The 16,696-nt window shown below is 72.1% G+C and carries 15 protein-coding genes; 4 read left to right on the top strand and 11 right to left on the bottom strand.

Going from position 1 to position 16,696, the window contains the following annotated elements:
* Positions 1 to 23 precede the first annotated feature (23 nt).
* The 3 genes from ACF1A1_RS22170 to rimP all read right to left on the bottom strand — a co-directional run bounded on the left by ACF1A1_RS22170 (position 24) and on the right by rimP (position 1,932).
* Complete coding sequence (locus ACF1A1_RS22170) at positions 24 to 320, bottom strand: YlxR family protein (RefSeq protein ID WP_392002065.1); 297 nt, start codon at positions 318 to 320, stop codon at positions 24 to 26.
* Between the two features lie 101 nt (positions 321 to 421).
* Complete coding sequence (gene nusA, locus ACF1A1_RS22175; protein ID WP_392002066.1) at positions 422 to 1,420, bottom strand: transcription termination factor NusA; 999 nt, start codon at positions 1,418 to 1,420, stop codon at positions 422 to 424.
* A gap of 2 nt (positions 1,421 to 1,422) precedes the next feature.
* Positions 1,423 to 1,932 (bottom strand): ribosome maturation factor RimP, encoded by a 510-nt coding sequence (gene rimP / locus ACF1A1_RS22180; RefSeq protein ID WP_392002068.1) that lies wholly within the window; start codon positions 1,930 to 1,932, stop codon positions 1,423 to 1,425.
* Positions 1,933 to 2,148: 216 nt separating this feature from the next.
* Between rimP and ACF1A1_RS22185 the strand changes: the two genes are divergently transcribed.
* The 3 genes from ACF1A1_RS22185 (at position 2,149) to ACF1A1_RS22195 (ending at position 4,247) form a co-directional block, all read left to right on the top strand.
* Positions 2,149 to 2,730, top strand: a complete 582-nt coding sequence (locus ACF1A1_RS22185) for a hypothetical protein (protein WP_392002070.1) — start codon at positions 2,149 to 2,151, stop codon at positions 2,728 to 2,730.
* Positions 2,727 to 3,233, top strand: a complete 507-nt coding sequence (locus tag ACF1A1_RS22190; RefSeq protein WP_392002072.1) for a ferritin-like domain-containing protein — start codon at positions 2,727 to 2,729, stop codon at positions 3,231 to 3,233. Before ACF1A1_RS22185 ends, ACF1A1_RS22190 begins: the two co-directional genes overlap by 4 nt.
* Before the next feature lie 111 nt (positions 3,234 to 3,344).
* Positions 3,345 to 4,247 carry an aminoglycoside phosphotransferase family protein gene (locus ACF1A1_RS22195; RefSeq protein WP_392002073.1) on the top strand — a complete coding sequence of 301 codons (903 nt, stop codon included), beginning with the start codon at positions 3,345 to 3,347 and terminating at the stop codon, positions 4,245 to 4,247.
* Positions 4,248 to 4,823: 576 nt separating this feature from the next.
* On the opposite strand, the gene ACF1A1_RS22200 is transcribed toward ACF1A1_RS22195, so the two are convergent.
* The 8 genes from ACF1A1_RS22200 to ACF1A1_RS22235 form a co-directional block, all read right to left on the bottom strand.
* On the bottom strand, positions 4,824 to 6,524 hold the full coding sequence (locus ACF1A1_RS22200) for a proline--tRNA ligase (protein WP_392002074.1): 1,701 nt from the start codon (positions 6,522 to 6,524) through the stop codon (positions 4,824 to 4,826).
* 107 nt (positions 6,525 to 6,631) lie between these two features.
* Positions 6,632 to 7,165: a GNAT family N-acetyltransferase gene (locus ACF1A1_RS22205; protein WP_392002076.1), complete on the bottom strand. Its 534-nt coding sequence runs from the start codon at positions 7,163 to 7,165 to the stop codon at positions 6,632 to 6,634.
* Positions 7,166 to 7,308: 143 nt separating this feature from the next.
* Entirely contained in the window at positions 7,309 to 8,157 is an 849-nt protein-coding gene (locus ACF1A1_RS22210; protein WP_392002077.1) for a GNAT family N-acetyltransferase, read from the bottom strand.
* A gap of 229 nt (positions 8,158 to 8,386) precedes the next feature.
* Positions 8,387 to 9,544: a flavodoxin-dependent (E)-4-hydroxy-3-methylbut-2-enyl-diphosphate synthase gene (gene ispG, locus ACF1A1_RS22215; protein WP_392002079.1), complete on the bottom strand. Its 1,158-nt coding sequence runs from the start codon at positions 9,542 to 9,544 to the stop codon at positions 8,387 to 8,389.
* Between the two features lie 191 nt (positions 9,545 to 9,735).
* The gene (locus tag ACF1A1_RS22220) at positions 9,736 to 11,028 is read right to left on the bottom strand and encodes a M50 family metallopeptidase (RefSeq protein WP_392002412.1); all 1,293 of its coding nucleotides are present in this window, start codon (positions 11,026 to 11,028) and stop codon (positions 9,736 to 9,738) included.
* Between the two features lie 11 nt (positions 11,029 to 11,039).
* On the bottom strand, positions 11,040 to 12,299 hold the full coding sequence (dxr, locus tag ACF1A1_RS22225; RefSeq protein ID WP_392002080.1) for a 1-deoxy-D-xylulose-5-phosphate reductoisomerase: 1,260 nt from the start codon (positions 12,297 to 12,299) through the stop codon (positions 11,040 to 11,042).
* 199 nt (positions 12,300 to 12,498) lie between these two features.
* Positions 12,499 to 14,433: an acyl-CoA dehydrogenase family protein gene (locus tag ACF1A1_RS22230; RefSeq protein ID WP_392002081.1), complete on the bottom strand. Its 1,935-nt coding sequence runs from the start codon at positions 14,431 to 14,433 to the stop codon at positions 12,499 to 12,501.
* A 110-nt stretch (positions 14,434 to 14,543) separates the two neighbouring features.
* Entirely contained in the window at positions 14,544 to 15,299 is a 756-nt protein-coding gene (locus tag ACF1A1_RS22235) for an endo-1,4-beta-glucanase (protein WP_392002083.1), read from the bottom strand.
* 319 nt (positions 15,300 to 15,618) lie between these two features.
* Between ACF1A1_RS22235 and ACF1A1_RS22240 the strand changes: the two genes are divergently transcribed.
* The gene (locus tag ACF1A1_RS22240; RefSeq protein WP_392002085.1) at positions 15,619 to 16,632 is read left to right on the top strand and encodes a LacI family DNA-binding transcriptional regulator; all 1,014 of its coding nucleotides are present in this window, start codon (positions 15,619 to 15,621) and stop codon (positions 16,630 to 16,632) included.
* Positions 16,633 to 16,696 lie beyond the last annotated feature (64 nt).

A 16,696-nucleotide genomic window follows, 5' to 3' on the forward strand; every position in this document is an offset into this window, starting at 1 on the left:
CGGGGGTTCCACGCAACGCTTTCTTACGGTGTTGCCTCCTCGGCAACTGTCGTCTGCTCGACGTACTGACGCAACGCCTTTGTGTCGAGCGCTCCTTGGGCACGCAACGCCCTCGTGAACGCCCGGCGGCGCACCGCCTGGTCGAGACAGACCGGGGCGGGATGCACGTACGCACCCCGGCCGGGCAGCGTACCGCGAGGATCGGGGACGCATGCGTCTCCGGTCGCCACGATGCGCAGCAGCTCCGTCTTGGCCGCTCGCTCCCGGCACCCCACACAGGTGCGCTCAGGGCATGCTCGGGCATGCGTCCGGCCAGACACAGCTAAGTCTACCTCCCCGTACCGACCTCACCCCTTTGGGCCAGGAATCGGACAGTAGCCGCGCAAACACTGTCGTGATCTAAGCGCCTCGCGGCCTGGATCTATTCCCCGCGCTGTTCGCCGGGCTGCTCGGTGTCCGGCCGGATGTCGATCCGCCAGCCGGTCAGGCGGGCGGCGAGCCGGGCGTTCTGCCCTTCCTTGCCGATCGCCAGGGACAGCTGGTAGTCCGGCACGGTCACCCGCGCGGAGCGGGCCGCGAGGTCGACGACCTCCACCTTGGACACCCGGGCGGGTGACAGCGCGTTCGCCACCATCTCGGCCGGGTCGTCCGACCAGTCGACGATGTCGATCTTCTCACCGTTCAGTTCGGCCATCACGTTGCGCACCCGTCCGCCCATGGGGCCGATGCAGGCGCCCTTGGCGTTCAGGCCCGAACGGGTGGACCGTACGGCGATCTTCGTGCGGTGGCCGGCCTCGCGGGCGATGGCGGCGATCTCGACGGACCCGTCGGCGATCTCCGGCACCTCCAGCGCGAACAGCTTCTTCACCAGATTGGGATGCGTCCGGGAGAGCGTCACGGACGGACCGCGCACGCCCTTCGCCACCCGTACGACGTACGACCGCAGCCGCATGCCGTGCTGGTAGGTCTCACCCGGGACCTGCTCCTGCACCGGCAGGATGGCCTCGAGCTTGCCGATGTCGACGAGCACGTTCTTGGGGTCGCGGCCCTGCTGGACCACTCCGGTGACGATGTCGCCCTCGCGGCCGGCGTACTCGCCGAGCGTCGCGTCGTCCTCGGCGTCGCGCAGCCGCTGCAGGATCACCTGCTTGGCGGTGGTGGCGGCGATACGGCCGAAGCCGGACGGGGTGTCGTCGAACTCGCGGGGCTCCTGGCCCTCCTCGAGGTCCTCGGGGTCCTCCTTCGCCCACACGGTCACGTGACCGGTCTCCCGGTTGAGCTCCACGCGCGCGTGGCGGCGGCTTCCCTCGGTGCGGTGGTAGGCGATGAGGAGGGCCGACTCGATCGCCTCGACCAGCAGGTCGAAGGAGATCTCCTTCTCCCGTACCAAGCCCCGCAGGGCACTCATGTCGATGTCCACGGCTACGCCTCCTCCTCTTCCTTCATGTCCTTCTTGTCCTTGCGGTTGAACTCGACCTGGACGCGGGCCTTGTCGATGTCGTCGAAGGCGAGTCTGCGGGTGGTGGCCCTGCGGCCCTTCACTCCGGGTACTTCGACGTCGAGGCCGTCGTCGTCCACGTCGAGGATGCGGGCGACGAGTTCGCCGCCCTCGTGCAGCTGGAACCTCACCAGGCGGTCCGTGGCCCGTACGTAGTGGCGGTGCTCGGTGAGGGCGCGCTCCGCGCCCGGGGTGCCGACCTCGAGGGTGTACTCGCCCTCGCCCATCGCGTCCGTCTCGTCGAGCTTCGCCGAGAGCGCGCGGCTCACATCGGCGATCTGGTCCAGGTCCGCACCGGTGTCGGAGTCGACGACGACACGCAACACGCGCTTGCGTCCGACGGAGTCCACGGCGATCTCTTCGAGATCGAGGCCCTGGGAGGTGACGAGCGGTTCCAGCAGTTCTCGCAGCCTCTCGCTCTGGGTGGTGCTCATCCGGGTGACTCCTCGGCCGCGTGTGCTGTTGTGGGATGGGTCGCGTGTCTGGTCAAAGGGTATCGGGTCGCGGGGGGTGTTGCCGTCCACCGGGCGGCCGCCAGGGCGCACATGGTGCCGGTGAGTGGTGCGGGGGCGGCGCGCGGGTACGGTGATCACGGGCGTGCCGCCCGCGATCTGTCTTCATGTCATACGAGTTCCCCGAGGACGTCTGCCGTGCCGTTCCCCCCGCCGCCGCGCACCCCCTCGGGGCCGCGCAGAAGAACCCTGCTCGCCTCGGCCGCCGGGGCCGCCCTGCTCATGGGCTGTTCCCCGGGCTCAGGGGATTCCGATGGGGAGAGCTCGGGCGGCAGCCCCTCGGTCACGGAGCGGGCACGCGCGCGTGCGGCCCGGGACAGCGCGGAGCTGGTGGCGCGGTACGACGCCGTCCTCGCCGCCCATCCGGCACTGGCGGGGCGGCTCGCGCCGCTGCGGGCGGAGGTCGTGCGGCACGTGACGGCGTTCGGGGGCGCCCGGGGGACGTCGGTCTCCCCCTCGGCGTCGGCTTCCGCTCCGGCGTCGCCCTCTCCTTCGGCATCGGCCTCCGGCACGGCCCCGGCCGCCCCGTCGGCCCCGCCCGTCGCTGTCCCGGCGGGTGAGAAGGACGCCCTCACCGGCCTCGCCGCCGCCGAGCGGACGCTCGCCGACCAGCGGGTCGCGGCCCTGGTGGGCGTGCCGGGCGAGCTGGCCCGGCTGATGGCCTCGGTGGCGGCGGCCGGGGCGGCGCACGCGTACCTGCTGACGGAGGGAACCCGATGAGCGGGAAGACGAGCGGGCGGCTGACGGCCCTCCAGGCGGCGCTGGCCGCCGAGCACGCGGCGGTGTACGGGTACGGGGTGGTCGGCGGACGCATCCGCGAGGGGCGGCGCGCGGAGGCGCGGGCGGCGTACGACGCGCACCGGGTGCGTCGGGACGCGCTGGCGCGCGAGGTGCGCGACCTGGGCGCCGAGCCGGTCGCCGCGAGCGCCGCGTACGCGCTGCCGTTCCCGGTGCCGGACTCGGCGGCGGCGGTCCGGCTCGCGGCCGAGCTGGAGGAACGCGTCGCCGGCGTGTACGCGGACCTGGTGCGGGCCACCGGGGACGCGCGGCGTCGGGAGGCCGCCGGGGCGCTGCGGGAGGCGGCGGTGCGGGCGGTGCGCTGGCGCGGCGGGAGCGTAGCCTTCCCTGGGCTCGCCGAGCGGGCCGGCACGGCCAGGGAACCGGCCGCCACCGGCGCCGGGCCCTCGGCCACGGGGGCGGGCTCGGCGACACCGACGGCGTGATCGGAGGAGGACCGGCGGCAGACGGACCACGGCAGGACACGGACGGGCCACGCAGGACGCACACGGACCAAGGCAGGACCGCGACCAGGAGCAGGAAGGGGCGACCCGCGCATGGCTTTCGAACCGCCGCAGCGTCTGGTCAGGGCGCTCGGTGAGACGGCGCCGGACGGTGACGACTGGCTGGAGAGGCTGCCGGAGGCGGCCCGACAGGCCGCAGCCCTACGCGAGTTGACGGTCGAGCGGGTGCAGGTGCCGGGCGGGCGCAGCAGCCTGGTCGTGCTGGTGCGGTACGCCGACGGGACCCCGGCCGTGCTGAAGCTGGCCCCGCCCCGGTTCCGGCCGGAGGCCGAGCGGGCCGCGCTCGCGCACTGGGGCGGCCTGGGCGCCGTACAGCTGCTGGAGGGGCCCGTGACGAAGGGGGTGCTGGTGCTGGAGCGGCTGCATCCCGATGTGTCGGTGCGGTCGTTGCCGGAGGCCAAGGCGCTGCTGGAGGCGGCGGGGACGCTGCGGCGGCTGTGGGTCGAACCGCCCGGCGACAGCGGCGCACCGGTGTTCGAGACCGTCGCCGAGCGGTCCGGGCGGCAGGCGGCGGCCATGCGGGCGAGTGCCGACGCCGAGACGGGCCCGCTGGTCGACGCGGCGCTCGCGGCGCGCGAGGAGCTGGTGGCCGCGCCGCCCGAGCACCGGCTGCTGCACGGCACGTTCCGGCAGAGCAAGGTGCTGGCGGGTGAGCGGATGCCGTGGCTGGCCGTGGGGCCGGATCCGGTGGTCGGCGAGTGCGCCTTCGACCTGGCCCGCCTCGTCCGGGACCGGGTGGAGGACCTGATCGCCTCGCCGTCCGGGGCGGCGACCACCCGGCGGCGCGTGAAGCGGCTCGCGGAGTCGCTGGAGGTGGACCAGGAGCGGCTGCGCGGCTGGACGCTGTTCCGCGCGGTGGAGTCCGGGCTGCGGGCGCGGCGCGTGGGACGGGCACGGGACGCGGAGCTGCTGCTGGAGTTCGCGGGCTGGCTCTAGGCCACCCCGGACGGGCCGGCTGGCCAGGCGGCCGCCTCCCGGGCGGTGGGGGCCGGCCCGGGGTGGTGACGGCCGTCCCGTCCTGCGCCCTCGGGCGGGCCGGCAGGCCCGCGCCACACCGCTGATCAGAGCGGCCGTGCCGGCTGCGTCGGGCAGGACTCCCGCGGCGTCGGGGCGGTGACGGCCGCCCGGGCGGTGGTGCCGGGGGCGCCGCGTTCGACGGTGGCCGTGGGGCGGGAGGTGGCGGGCGCGGGCGTCATGAGGCCTGCGAGGGGGAGCCGATGGCGCTGCTCGCGGTCCTCATGGCGTCCGCCCGTGCCGTGCCGGTCAAGGCGGAACACCCCGGCGGCCGGTGGCGAGCGCGACGGCCGCCGCGAGAGCCGCCGTGCGGCGCCGCGCGGCTCGGCGGACCACTGCCGCGGTCCGCCGTTCCTCTTCCCCCGTCTCCCTGGCCGTTCCCCTCCGCAGTGACGCCCTGTCATGTCCTACGGTCGGGGAGCGGTCCGGCAGGAGCCTGTGCGGAGTCCGTACGCCGCGACAGGCTCTCCGGGAGACGCCTTCACGGCGTGCCGGTCATCAGGCGGTCAGGCGGGCGATCGCCTCGTCCACCGTCAGCTCCTCGCGCTCGCCGGTCCTGCGGTCCTTCAGCTCCAGGACGCCCTCGGCGGAGCGGCGGCCCGCGACCAGGATCTTCGGTACGCCGATCAGCTCGGAGTCGGTGAACTTCACTCCCGGGGAGACGCCGGCCCGGTCGTCGACCAGGACGCGCAGGCCGGCCGCCCGCAGCTTCTCGGAGACGTCGAGGGCGAGTTCGGTCTGGAGGGCCTTGCCGGCGGCGACGACGTGCACGTCGGCCGGGGCGACCTCGGCGGGCCAGCACAGTCCCTTGTCGTCGGCGGTCTGCTCGGCGAGGGCCGCGACGGCGCGGGAGACGCCGATGCCGTAGGAGCCCATGGTGACGCGGGCCGGCTTGCCGTTCTGGCCGAGGACGTCGAGCTTGAGGGCGTCGGCGTACTTGCGGCCCAGCTGGAAGATGTGGCCGATCTCGATGGCGCGGTCCAGCTTGAGGCCGGTGCCGCAGTTCGGGCAGGGGTCGCCCTCCTGGACGACCACGGCGTCGACGTACTCGTCGACCTCGAAGTCGCGGCCCGCGACGACGTTCTTCGCGTGCATGCCCTCCTTGTTGGCGCCCGTGATCCAGGAGGTGCCGGGGGCCACGCGCGGGTCGGCGATGTACGTCACCTTCTCCATGCCCTGCGGGCCGACGTAGCCGCGGACCAGGTCCGGGCGGCCCACGAAGTCCTCCGCGGTGACCAACTCGACGGCGGCCGGGGCGAAGTGGGCCTCGACCTTGTCCAGGTCGACCTCGCGGTCGCCGGGCACGCCGACGGCGACGATCTCGCCGTCGACCTTGACCAGGAGGTTCTTCAGGGTGGCGGAGGCCGGGACGCCGAGGGAGGCGGCGAGGGTCTCGATGGTCGGGGTGTCCGGGGTCGGGATGTCCTCGGCGGCGGGGACCCCGGCCGCGTCCACCGGCTTCAGTCCGTACGTGATCGCCTCGGTGTTCGCCGCGAAGTCGCAGTTCGGGCAGTCCGCGAAGGTGTCCTCACCGGCGCCGGCCGGTGCGAGGAACTCCTCCGACTTCGAGCCGCCCATCGCGCCCGCGGTGGCGGCGCAGATGCGGTAGTCCAGGCCGAGGCGCTCGAACACCTTCTGGTAGGCCTGGCGGTGCAGGGCGTAGGAGTGGGCGAGGCCCTCGTCCTCCAGGTCGAAGGAGTAGGAGTCCTTCATCAGGAACTCGCGGCCACGCAGGATGCCGGCGCGGGGGCGGGCCTCGTCACGGAACTTCGTCTGGATCTGGTAGAGGATGACCGGCAGGTCCTTGTAGGAGGACGCCTGGTCCTTCACGATCAGCGTGAAGATCTCCTCGTGGGTCGGACCGAGGAGGTAGTCGCCGCCCTTGCGGTCCTTCAGGCGGAACAGCTCGGGGCCGTACTCGTCCCAGCGGCCGGTGGCCTCGTACGGCTCCTTCGGCAGCAGGGCGGGGAGCAGCACCTCCTGGGCGCCGATCGCGTCCATCTCCTCACGGACGATCCGCTCCACGTTGGCGAGGACCTTCTTGCCCAGCGGCAGCCAGGTCCAGATGCCGGCGGCGGTACGGCGGACATAGCCGGCGCGGACGAGGAGCTTGTGGCTGAGGACCTCGGCGTCGGCGGGGTCGTCGCGCAACGTCTTCGCCATCAACTGGGACATGCGCTGGACCGGTGCGTTCGCCATGGCTGTCGTACTCCTGCTGCTGGGGGTCCCGGCTCCGGCGAAGCCGGGAACTGGGGGAGGGTGATGGCTAGGAGGTTAGCCGGGAGCCCTGGGTGGCCGGAAATCCGTTACTTGCGGAGCAGCGGGAGGGTGGCGCCCATCACCGCGTACGGGCGGGGGGCACTGGGGAAGAGGACGCGGCGGGCCAGGTCCTGGTAGCCGAGGGAACGGTAGAGGGCCCTGGCGGGGCTTTCCGTGTCGATCGCGGAGAGGATCGAGCGGGGTTCCGTGGCCGCGTCCGTGATGGCGGTGATCAGGGCCCGGCCCGCGCCGCGGTTCTGGTACACCGGGTGGACGTGGAGCTCCGTGATGACGAAGGAGTCGTCGAGCCAGTGGTCGTTTCCCTGGGCCCGGAGGTAGGGCTCCACGACGGTGGACCACCAGTGGGTGCGGTCGTTGGGCATGCCGTAGACGAAGCCCGTCAGCCGGCCCTCCGCCGTCCAGGCGCCGAGCGCCCGTGCTCCGGGGTAGGTCATGTGGCGGATGACGATCTGGCGACGTACGGCCACCTCGTCGGGGCCCAGCCCGAAGGCTACGGCTTGGACGGCCAAGGCCTCGTCCACGTGGGCTGTGAGGTCCAAGGGGCCGATGACGAGGTCCATGACGGGAGACTACAGGGGGGGTTCGGCCGCGTGCGGGGGGCGGGTTGTCCGTGGTCGCTCGCGCCCGTGCGGCGGAGCCGCGCGCCGATACGGCCCCGCGCCGCCAGGACACGTTGGCCCGACGCGGCTCGGTGGGCGCGGCTCTAGAACAGCACGCTCATGAACGCGCCCACCTCGCGGAAGCCCACCCGTTGATAGGTGCGCCTGGCCGCCGTGTTGAAGTCGTTGACGTACAGGCTGACCACCGGGGACACGTCGGACAGCGCGTAGCGCAGGACCGCTGCCATGCCGGGGGCCGCCAGGCCCCTGCCCCGGTACTCGGGGGCCACCCAGACGCCCTGGATCTGGCAGGCCTGGGGGGTAGCGGCGCCGATCTCCGCCTTGAAGACGACCCTGCCCCGGTCGTCGAGGCGGGCGAAGGAGCGGCCGGAGCCGACGAGTTCGGCGACCCGGGCCTGGTAGAGCAGCCCTCCGTCGCCGGCCATCGGGGAGACGCCGACCTCCTCGGTGAACATCGCCACGCACGCCGGCATGATCGTTTCCATCTCGTCCTTGCGGATGCGGCGGACGCGGGGATCCGGGGCGATGTCGGTGGGCAGGCGGTCGGTGACCATGAGGGGCTGGTGGGCGCGGATTTCGCGGGCCGGGCCCCAGTGGGGTTCGAGCAGGCGCCACAGCTGGGCGGTGGCTTCGACGGGGCCGACGATGGAGGAGCAGCGGCGGCCGGCCCGGCGGGCGCGGTCGGCGAAGGCGCGGACGGCGCGCGGGGTGGCGCAGATGGGGACCAGGTTGGCGCCGGCGTAGCACAGGGACGTCAGCATGCCGTCCTCGTACCAGCCCCACATCTCGCCGCCGAGCCGCCACGGGTCCAGGCCCGCGACCTGCACGCGGGAGGTCACGAAGGCGTTCACGACGGGCTCGCGGTCGAGGACGGCGAGCGCGGCGTCCAGGTCGCTCGGTTCGAGGACCCGGGAGGTGGTCTGCGTCAACACGTGCGGGGCCTCACACTGGGGTCTGCCTGATTTCCGCACTGTACCCGCGGCGGCTGAGCAGCGTCGCCCCGTGCGGGTCGCCGCTCGCAGGACGGGGGCCGTCGGCCGCCGTTCCGTCCCTGGGGGCTGCCGCCCCCGGACCCCCGCTCCGGCCCTGGACGGGGCCTCGTCCTCGAGCGCCGGGACGGGCGGGATGTGCGATGTGCCCGCCCGGCGCCGGACAGTCGCGTCAGCCCGCGACCGACACCGACGGTTCGCCGGAGGTCACGCCCTCGGCCTCCATCCGCTCGGCCAGCTTCATGGCCTCCTCGATGAGGGTCTCCACGATCTTGGACTCGGGGACGGTCTTGATGACCTCGCCCTTGACGAAGATCTGGCCCTTGCCGTTGCCGGAGGCGACGCCGAGGTCGGCCTCGCGGGCCTCGCCCGGGCCGTTCACCACGCAGCCCATGACGGCCACGCGCAGCGGGACCTCCATGCCGGTCAGGCCCGCGGTGACCTCCTCGGCCAGCTTGTAGACGTCGACCTGGGCGCGGCCGCAGGACGGGCAGGAGACGATCTCCAGGCCGCGCTGCTTGAGGTTCAGGGACTCCAGGATCTGGATGCCGACCTTGACCTCCTCGGCCGGAGGCGCGCTCAGCGAGACGCGGATGGTGTCGCCGATGCCCTGGCTCAGCAGCGCGCCGAAGGCCACCGCCGACTTGATCGTGCCCTGGAAGGCGGGGCCGGCCTCGGTCACGCCGAGGTGGAGGGGGTAGTCGCACTGGGCGGCGAGCTGGCGGTAGGCCTCGATCATCACGACCGGGTCGTTGTGCTTGACGGAGATCTTGATGTCGCGGAAGTCGTGCTCCTCGAAGAGGGACGCCTCCCAGAGGGCGGACTCGACGAGGGCCTCGGGGGTGGCCTTGCCGTACTTCTGGAGCAGGCGCCGGTCCAGCGAGCCCGCGTTCACGCCGATGCGGATCGGGGTGCCGTGGTCCTTCGCCGCCTTGGCGATCTCCTTGACCTTGTCGTCGAACTGCTTGATGTTGCCGGGGTTCACGCGGACGGCGGCGCAGCCCGCCTCGATGGCGGCGAAGACGTACTTCGGCTGGAAGTGGATGTCGGCGATGACCGGGATCTGCGACTTGCGGGCGATGGTGGCGAGGGCGTCGGCGTCGTCCTGGGTGGGGCAGGCGACGCGGACGATCTGGCAGCCGGACGCGGTCAGCTCGGCGATCTGCTGGAGCGTGGCGCCGATGTCGGACGTACGGGTCGTGGTCATCGACTGCACGGACACGGGGGCGTCTCCGCCGACCGCCACGGAGCCGACCTGGATCTGCCGGCTCTTCCGGCGCTCGGCGAGCTTGGTCGGAACGGACGGCATGCCGAGAGAAATCGCAGTCATCTGCTGTGCAACCCCAAGTCGTGGATCAAGGTCCGGTCCCATGAACAGCGGGCTCCGGACTCCGAGATTACGGCACGGGCACTGGCCGGAGCACATCCCGCTCGTCAAGCCACTCGTGGGAGGACCGCACCGGCCCGGAACGGCGAACGGCCGGGCACCCAGGGTGCCCGGCCGTCGTGAACTCCGGGTGGCTAGGAGATTCTCACCGGGTTCACCACGTCGGCGATCAGTACCAGGATCGTGAAGCAGATGAAGATCCCGGCCACCACGTAGGCCACCGGCATCAGCCTCGCCACGTCGAACGGGCCCGGGTCCGGGCGGCGCAGCACCTTCGCCGTGTTGCGGCGCAGCGACTCCCAGAGCGCGCCCGCGATGTGGCCGCCGTCGAGCGGCAGCAGCGGGAGCATGTTGAACAGGAACAGGGACAGGTTGAAGCCCGCCACCAGCATCAACGCCATCGCCAGCTGCTGGGTCGGCGGGATGTCCAGGGTGAAGATCTCGCCGCCGACGCGGGCCGCGCCGACCACCCCCATGGGTGAGTCGGGCTCGCGGGGGGCGCCGTCGAAGGCCGCGTTCCACAGGGCCGGGATCTTGCCGGGCAGGGCGGCGATGGAGTCGACGGCCTCGCCGATGCGGTCCCCCATCCAGGTCACGGAGTCGCCGAAGTCCTGCTTGACGATGCCGGTGGCCGCGCTGAAGCCGAGGAAGCCGGCCGTGACGTACTCGCCCTGGACGATCTGTCCGGCGGCGTCCTTCTTGGCCACCTGGTTGGTGGCGATCGTGGCCTTCAGCGTGATGTCCTCGCCGTCGCGCTGGACGACGATCGGGACGGTCTTGTCGGGGTGGGAGCGGATGAGGTCGGACAGCTCGTTCCAGTCGTCGGTCCGCACGCCGTCGAAGGAGACGATCTTGTCGCCCGCCTTCAGGCCCGCGGCCGCGGCCGGGGAGGCCGGGTCCTTGGAGGTGCAGTCGTCGCGGTTCTCGCTCTGCTTGATGACGCACTGGGAGACGGAGCTGACCGTGGTGGTCTGCTGGGAGATGCCGAAGCCCATCAGGACCGTGAGGAACAGCGCCACCGCGAGCACCAGGTTCATGAAGGGGCCCGCGAACATCACGATGACCCGCTTCCAGGGCCTGCGGGTGTAGAAGAGGCGGTTCTCGTCGCCGGGGCGCAGCTCCTCGAACGCGGCCGAGCGGGCGTCCTCGATCATGCCGCGCCAGGGCGAGGTGGAGCGGGCGGCGAGCCGGCCGTCGTCACCGGGCGGGAACATGCCGATCATGCGGATGTAGCCGCCGAACGGAATCGCCTTGATGCCGTACTCGGTCTCGCCCTTGCGGCGCGACCACAGGGTCGGGCCGAAGCCGACCATGTACTGCGGCACGCGGATGCCGAAGAGCTTGGCCGTGGACAGATGCCCCAGCTCGTGCCACGCGATCGAGAACAGCAGGCCGATCACGAAGACGACTATGCCGAGGATCATCATCAGGGACGTCATCAACGCGCCTCCGCGGTCGCCGTCTGTGCTGTCAGTTCCCGGGCCCGGGCCCGTGCCCAGGTCTCCGCTTCGAGGACGTCCGACACGGTCAGTGAAGTTCCCGTGACGGGCGTGCCGTGCTCCTCGACCACCCGTGTCACCGTCTCCATGATGCCGTTGAACGGCAGCGCGCCCCGGCGGAACGCCTCCACGCACTCCTCGTTGGCGGCATTGAACACCGCCGGGGCCGTACCCGCGAGCTCGCCCACGTGCCGGGCGAGGTTCACCGAGGGGAAGGCCTCGTCGTCGAGCGGGAAGAACTCCCACGTCGACGCCTTGCTCCAGTCGAAGGCGGGCGCCGCGTCGGGCACGCGCTCGGGCCAGCCGAGGCCGATGGCGATGGGCCCGCGCATGTCGGGGGGCGTCGCCTGCGCCAGTGTCGATCCGTCCGTGAACTCAACCATCGAGTGGACATACGACTGGGGATGCACGACGACCTCAATGCGGTCGAAGGGAATGTCGTAGAGGAGGTGCGCCTCGATGACCTCCAGGCCCTTGTTGACGAGGGTCGCGGAGTTGATCGTGATCACCGGGCCCATGGCCCAGGTGGGGTGGGCGAGGGCGTCCTCGACGGTGACATGCGCCAGCTGTTCCCGCGTCCGGCCGCGGAAGGGGCCGCCGGAGGCGGTGACGACCAGCTTGCGGACGTCCGCGCGGGTGCCGGCGGCGAGGGACTGGAAGAGGGCCGCGTGCTCGGAGTCCACCGGGATGATCTGGCCGGGCTTGGCGAGCGCCTTGACCAGCGGGCCGCCCACGATGAGCGACTCCTTGTTGGCGAGCGCGAGGGTGCGGCCCGCCTCCAGGGCGGCGAGGGTGGGCACGAGGCCGATGGAGCCGGTGATGCCGTTCAGGACGGTGTGGCAGTCGGAGGCGGCGAGCCGGGCGGCCGCGTCCGGGCCGGCAAGGATCTCCGGGAGCGGCTCGCCGGTGCCGTACGCCGAGGTGAGCGCCTCGCGCAGGGCCGGTATGACGTCCTCGCGGGCGACCGCGACGGTCCGTACCCGCAGCCGGCGGGCCTGCTCGGCGAGGAGGGCGACCCGGCCGCCGTTGGCGGACAGGCCGGTCACCCGGAAGCGGTCCGGGTTGCGCAGCACGAGGTCGATGGCCTGGGTGCCGATCGACCCGGTGGAGCCGAGGATCACCACGTCCTTCGGGCCGTCGCCCGCGACGGGGTCGTAGACGAGGTGCGGGTCGGCGAGGAGGGCTGGACTGTCGCTCATCCCCCCATTGTCGCCGGAACGGACGCGCCGGTTGACAGGGTGTCCCCTCGGGAGGGTACGGCGGCGACCTCCCGACGGCCGGTGGGGCTGCGGACCACGTCGCCCCCGGCAGGACACCGGGGAGCGGCGGCGACGCCCCCGGGACACGCGTCCGTTGCGCGGAACCGGTCCCGGGGGCACCGTCACGTCGGGCGGCGGATCACCTGACCGGGCGGTGGACGTTCTCCCGGGTGCTGGGTCCGGGCGTCGCGTCGGCGATCCACGGGCCCTCGCCCGACGGGTCGACGATCCCGTGCTCCAGCCACTCGTAGGTGCCGGTGAGGACGCCCTTGACGACCTTGCGGTCGAGGTCGTCGGTGTTGGACCACAGGCGGGTGAAGAGGGCGTCCACGCGCAGGCGGGCCTGGTGGCAGAAGACGTCGGCGAGCTGGTAGGCCTCGCGGCCGTGCTCGCCCCGGGAGCGCAGCAGCTCGGCGCGGACGCAGGCGGCGCTCATCGCGAACAGCTCCGCGCCGATGTCGACGATCCGGCCGAGGAAGCCCTGCTTGGTCTCCATCCGGCCCTGCCAGCGCGACATGGCGTAGAAGGTGGAGCGGGCGAGCTTGCGGGCGTGGCGCTCGACGTAGCGCAGATGCGGCGAGAGGTCGACCTCGTGCTTGAACTCCGTGTACGACGACGGCAGTTGGCCGGGTCCCGCGACCAGTTTGGGGAGCCACTTGGCGTAGAAGACACCCGCGTTCGCGCCCGCCCTCGCCTTGTCCTGGAGGGACTTCTCGGGGTCGATGAGGTCGCCGGCGACGGAGAGGTGGGCGTCGACGGCCTCGCGCGCGATCAGCAGGTGCATGATCTCCGTGGAGCCCTCGAAGATGCGGTTGATGCGCAGGTCGCGCAGGAGTTGTTCGGCGGGGACCGCGCGCTCGCCGCGGGCCGCGAGCGAGTCGGCCGTCTCGAAGCCGCGGCCGCCGCGGATCTGGACCAGCTCGTCGGCCATGCGCCACCCCATCTCGGAGGCGATGAGCTTGGCCAGCGCGCCCTCGATGCGGATGTCGTTGCGGTCCTCGTCGGCCATCTGGCTCGACAGGTCCAGGACGGCCTCCAGGGCGAAGGTCGTCGCCGCGATGAAGGAGATCTTCGCCCCGACGGCCTCGTGGTGGGCGATCGGCTTGCCCCACTGCTCGCGGGCCGCCGACCACTCGCGGGCGATCTTCAGGCACCACTTCCCGGCGGCCACGCAGGACGCCGGGAGCGACAGCCGGCCGGTGTTGAGGGTGGTGAGGGCGATCTTCAGGCCGGCGCCCTCGGGGCCGATGCGGTTCGCGGCGGGGACCCGCACCTGGTGGAAGCGGGTGACGCCGTTCTCGATGCCGCGCAGTCCCATGAAGGCGTTGCGGTTCTCGACCGTGACGCCGGGCGAGGCGGTCTCCACGACGAAGGCCGTGATGCCGCCGGGGTGGCCCTCCGACTTCGGCACCCGGGCCATGACGACCAGGAGGTCGGCGACCACACCGTTGGTGGTCCACAGCTTCACGCCGTCGAGGACGTAGTCGTCCCCGTCGGGCACCGCGCTGGTCGCGAGCCGTGCCGGGTCGGAGCCGACGTCCGGCTCGGTGAGGAGGAAGGCGCTGATGTCGGTGCGGGCGCACCGCGGCAGGAAGGCCTCCTTCTGCTCGGGCGTGCCGAACAGCTTCAGCGGCTGGGGGACGCCGATCGACTGGTGCGCCGAGAGCAGTACCCCGACGGCCGGGCTGGCCGACCCGGCCAGGGCCAGCGCCTTGTTGTAGTACACCTGGGTGAGGCCGAGCCCGCCGTACTTGGGTTCGATCTTCATGCCGAGGGCGCCGAGCTCCTTGAGCCCGTTGACGACCTCGTCGGGGATCCGTGCCTCGCGCTCGATCCGGGCGCCGTCCACCTTCGTCTCGCAGAAGTCGCGGAGCTTGGCCAGGAACTGCTCGCCGCGCCGCACGGCCTCGTCGGTGGGCAGGGGGTGGGGGTGGATGAGGTCGAGGCGGAAGCGGCCCAGGAAGAGTTCCTTCGCGAAGCTGGGCTTGCGCCAGTGCCGCTCCCGGGCGGCCTCGGCCACTTGGCGGGCCTCACGCTCGGTGACGACGGGTTTCTTGAGGGGTGGTGCGGACATGAGGCTCACCTCGCCGCGAATCGGGATCGGGGACCTTTTGGTTACCGACGGGTCCTACTCGATCGTTGGTACCCGATCCGGGGCGAGGCCACCACCCCTCGCGCGGCCGTTCAGCCGACGGTGACCGCGTAGGACGTGGTGTCCAGACGGCCCGTGCCCTTGAAGACCTCGGTGCCCGCCTCGATGCCGGAGACGTACTTGTCGTTGCCGAGCAGCTTGCGCCGGACGAGTGCCTGGGTGAAGTCGTCGAGGTCGAGCGTGGCCTTGGTGGTGTTGGTGCGGCGGACGAAGGAGTGGACCTTCCAGCCGATGTCGCCCTGGTAGATGTCCCACATGGCGCCGCCCAGGCTGACGCTGCCGTACCTGGTGCCGAGCGGGCCCGCGCCGCCCTGGCGGTTGAGCCAGATCATGATCTCGTCGGTGGGCCGGTCCTGCCAGTCCGCGGTGCTCTTGGTGTGCAGCCACAGGTCGTAGGCGACGTTCATGGTGCCGGGGTCGGCGGGGAGGGAGAACTCCCAGGTGGTCCTCACCGGCTTGCGGTCGCCGACCCTGATGGGCAGCCCGGTGGCGGCCTTGTCGGCCTTCCAGCCCCAGTGCCAGCCGAGGACGGTGCTCGCGTACGACTTCACGTCCGCGTCGGTGCCCTTGCTGTTGTTGGCCCAGGTGTAGTCCGTGCCCCAGGAGATCGTGGAGCCGTTCGCGGCGTTGTCCCACACGCACTGGCTGCCGGTGCCCTTGTCCTGGCCCCAGAGGTTGTTGTTCACGTAGTACTTGCCGAGCGTGATCGTGTCGAACGCCGTGCACTTCTTGCTCGACTCGCCCGCCTGGGCGACGGTGACGCCGGCGGCGGCCGCGAGGGCGACCACGGTGGCGGTGAGGGCCCGCGCCTTGAGAGGCGGGGGCGGCGGTGCTGCATGGGGGTCCTTCCGGGGGAATCGCGGTGACGCTCCTCAGTGGCCGCCGAGGCGCGGAAGGTTGCCGTCCGTCACGGACGCCTCCCGGTCGGGCGTCCGCCGTGGTAGGCAGGGGCCCGCCCCCGTTCCGTGCCCCGTCCGGAACTCGCTGTCGAAGCGCTTCGACAACCTATGGACACCCACCCTCGCTAGAGCTACTGTCGAACCACCCTCACCCGCCCCTGTTCGCACTGCGCACTGTCGAAGCGCTTCACAAAGCTTGGAGAGCTGGATGGTCACCCTCGCCGAGGTCGCCCAGCACGCCGGAGTCTCGGCGAGCACGGTGAGCTATGTCCTCAGCGGCAAGCGGTCCATCTCCGCGACCACCCGGCAGCGGGTCGAGCAGAGCATCCGCCAACTCGGCTACCACCCGAACGCCGGCGCGCGCGCCCTGGCCAGCAGCAGGTCCAACATCATCGCGCTGATGATCCCGCTGCGCACCGACATGTACGTCCCGGTGATGATGGAGATCGCCATCGCGGTCGCCACCACGGCCCGCACGCACGGCTACGACGTCCTGCTGCTGACCGGCGAGGAGGGGCCCGACGCCGTCCGCCGGGTCACCGGCAGCGGACTCGCCGACGCGATGATCCTCATGGACGTCCAACTCGACGACGAGCGGCTGCCGCTGCTGCGCGGCACCGACCAGCCGTCGGTCCTCATCGGACTGCCCGCCGACACCACGGGCCTGACCTGCGTCGACCTGGACTGGAGCGCGACGGGCGCGCTGTGCGTGGAGCACCTGGCGACGCTCGGCCACCGCGACATCGCGGTCATCGGCGAGGCCCCCGCCGTCTACGAGCGGCACACCGGCTTCGCCGAGCTCACCCTCGAAGGACTCCGCTCCCGCGCCCGGGAGCTGGGCCTGCGGATCCTGCACCGCCCGTGCGAGGGCGGGTACGACGCGATGGCCGTGACCCTGGCCCGGGTCCTCGACGAACGTCCGGGCACCACGGGGTTCGTCGTACAGAACGAGTCGGCGGTCGAGCCGCTGCTCGCGCTGCTGCGCCAGCAGGGCCGGGCCGTGCCCGAGGACATGTCGGTGGTGGCGATCTGCCCCGACCAGGTCGCCGTCCAGGCCTCGGTGCGGCTGACGTCGGTCGCCATCCCCGCGCAGGAGATGGGCCGGCACGCCGTGGAGCGTCTGGTGGCCAAGCTCGACGGGCGGGGCAGCGACGACGTCGTGCTGCTCGCGCCCGAGTTGACGGTCCGCGCCAGCTCGGGACCGGCGCCCGCGGCGTCCTGACACCCCTGCCCCTGCTCGCCCCACCTCGCCCCACCGGTCCCCCGCGCTGCCGGGGAACCCCCTG

Origin of the sequence: Streptomyces sp. NPDC014995, from assembly GCF_043080745.1 — a bacterium.
Taxonomy (GTDB): domain Bacteria; phylum Actinomycetota; class Actinomycetes; order Streptomycetales; family Streptomycetaceae; genus Streptomyces.

What these genes read in the sequence shown, in the direction of transcription:
- ACF1A1_RS22240 (WP_392002085.1), top strand. Translation starts at nt 15,619, where the DNA reads ATGGTCACCCTCGCCGAGGTCGCCCAGCACGCCGGAGTCTCGGCGAGC.
- ACF1A1_RS22230 (WP_392002081.1), bottom strand. Translation starts at nt 14,433, where the DNA reads ATGTCCGCACCACCCCTCAAGAAACCCGTCGTCACCGAGCGTGAGGCC.
- ACF1A1_RS22205 (WP_392002076.1), bottom strand. Translation starts at nt 7,165, where the DNA reads ATGGACCTCGTCATCGGCCCCTTGGACCTCACAGCCCACGTGGACGAG.
- dxr (WP_392002080.1), bottom strand. Translation starts at nt 12,299, where the DNA reads ATGAGCGACAGTCCAGCCCTCCTCGCCGACCCGCACCTCGTCTACGAC.
- ACF1A1_RS22200 (WP_392002074.1), bottom strand. Translation starts at nt 6,524, where the DNA reads ATGGCGAACGCACCGGTCCAGCGCATGTCCCAGTTGATGGCGAAGACG.
- ACF1A1_RS22190 (WP_392002072.1), top strand. Translation starts at nt 2,727, where the DNA reads ATGAGCGGGAAGACGAGCGGGCGGCTGACGGCCCTCCAGGCGGCGCTG.
- ACF1A1_RS22220 (WP_392002412.1), bottom strand. Translation starts at nt 11,028, where the DNA reads ATGATGATCCTCGGCATAGTCGTCTTCGTGATCGGCCTGCTGTTCTCG.
- ispG (WP_392002079.1), bottom strand. Translation starts at nt 9,544, where the DNA reads ATGACTGCGATTTCTCTCGGCATGCCGTCCGTTCCGACCAAGCTCGCC.
- rimP (WP_392002068.1), bottom strand. Translation starts at nt 1,932, where the DNA reads ATGAGCACCACCCAGAGCGAGAGGCTGCGAGAACTGCTGGAACCGCTC.
- ACF1A1_RS22195 (WP_392002073.1), top strand. Translation starts at nt 3,345, where the DNA reads ATGGCTTTCGAACCGCCGCAGCGTCTGGTCAGGGCGCTCGGTGAGACG.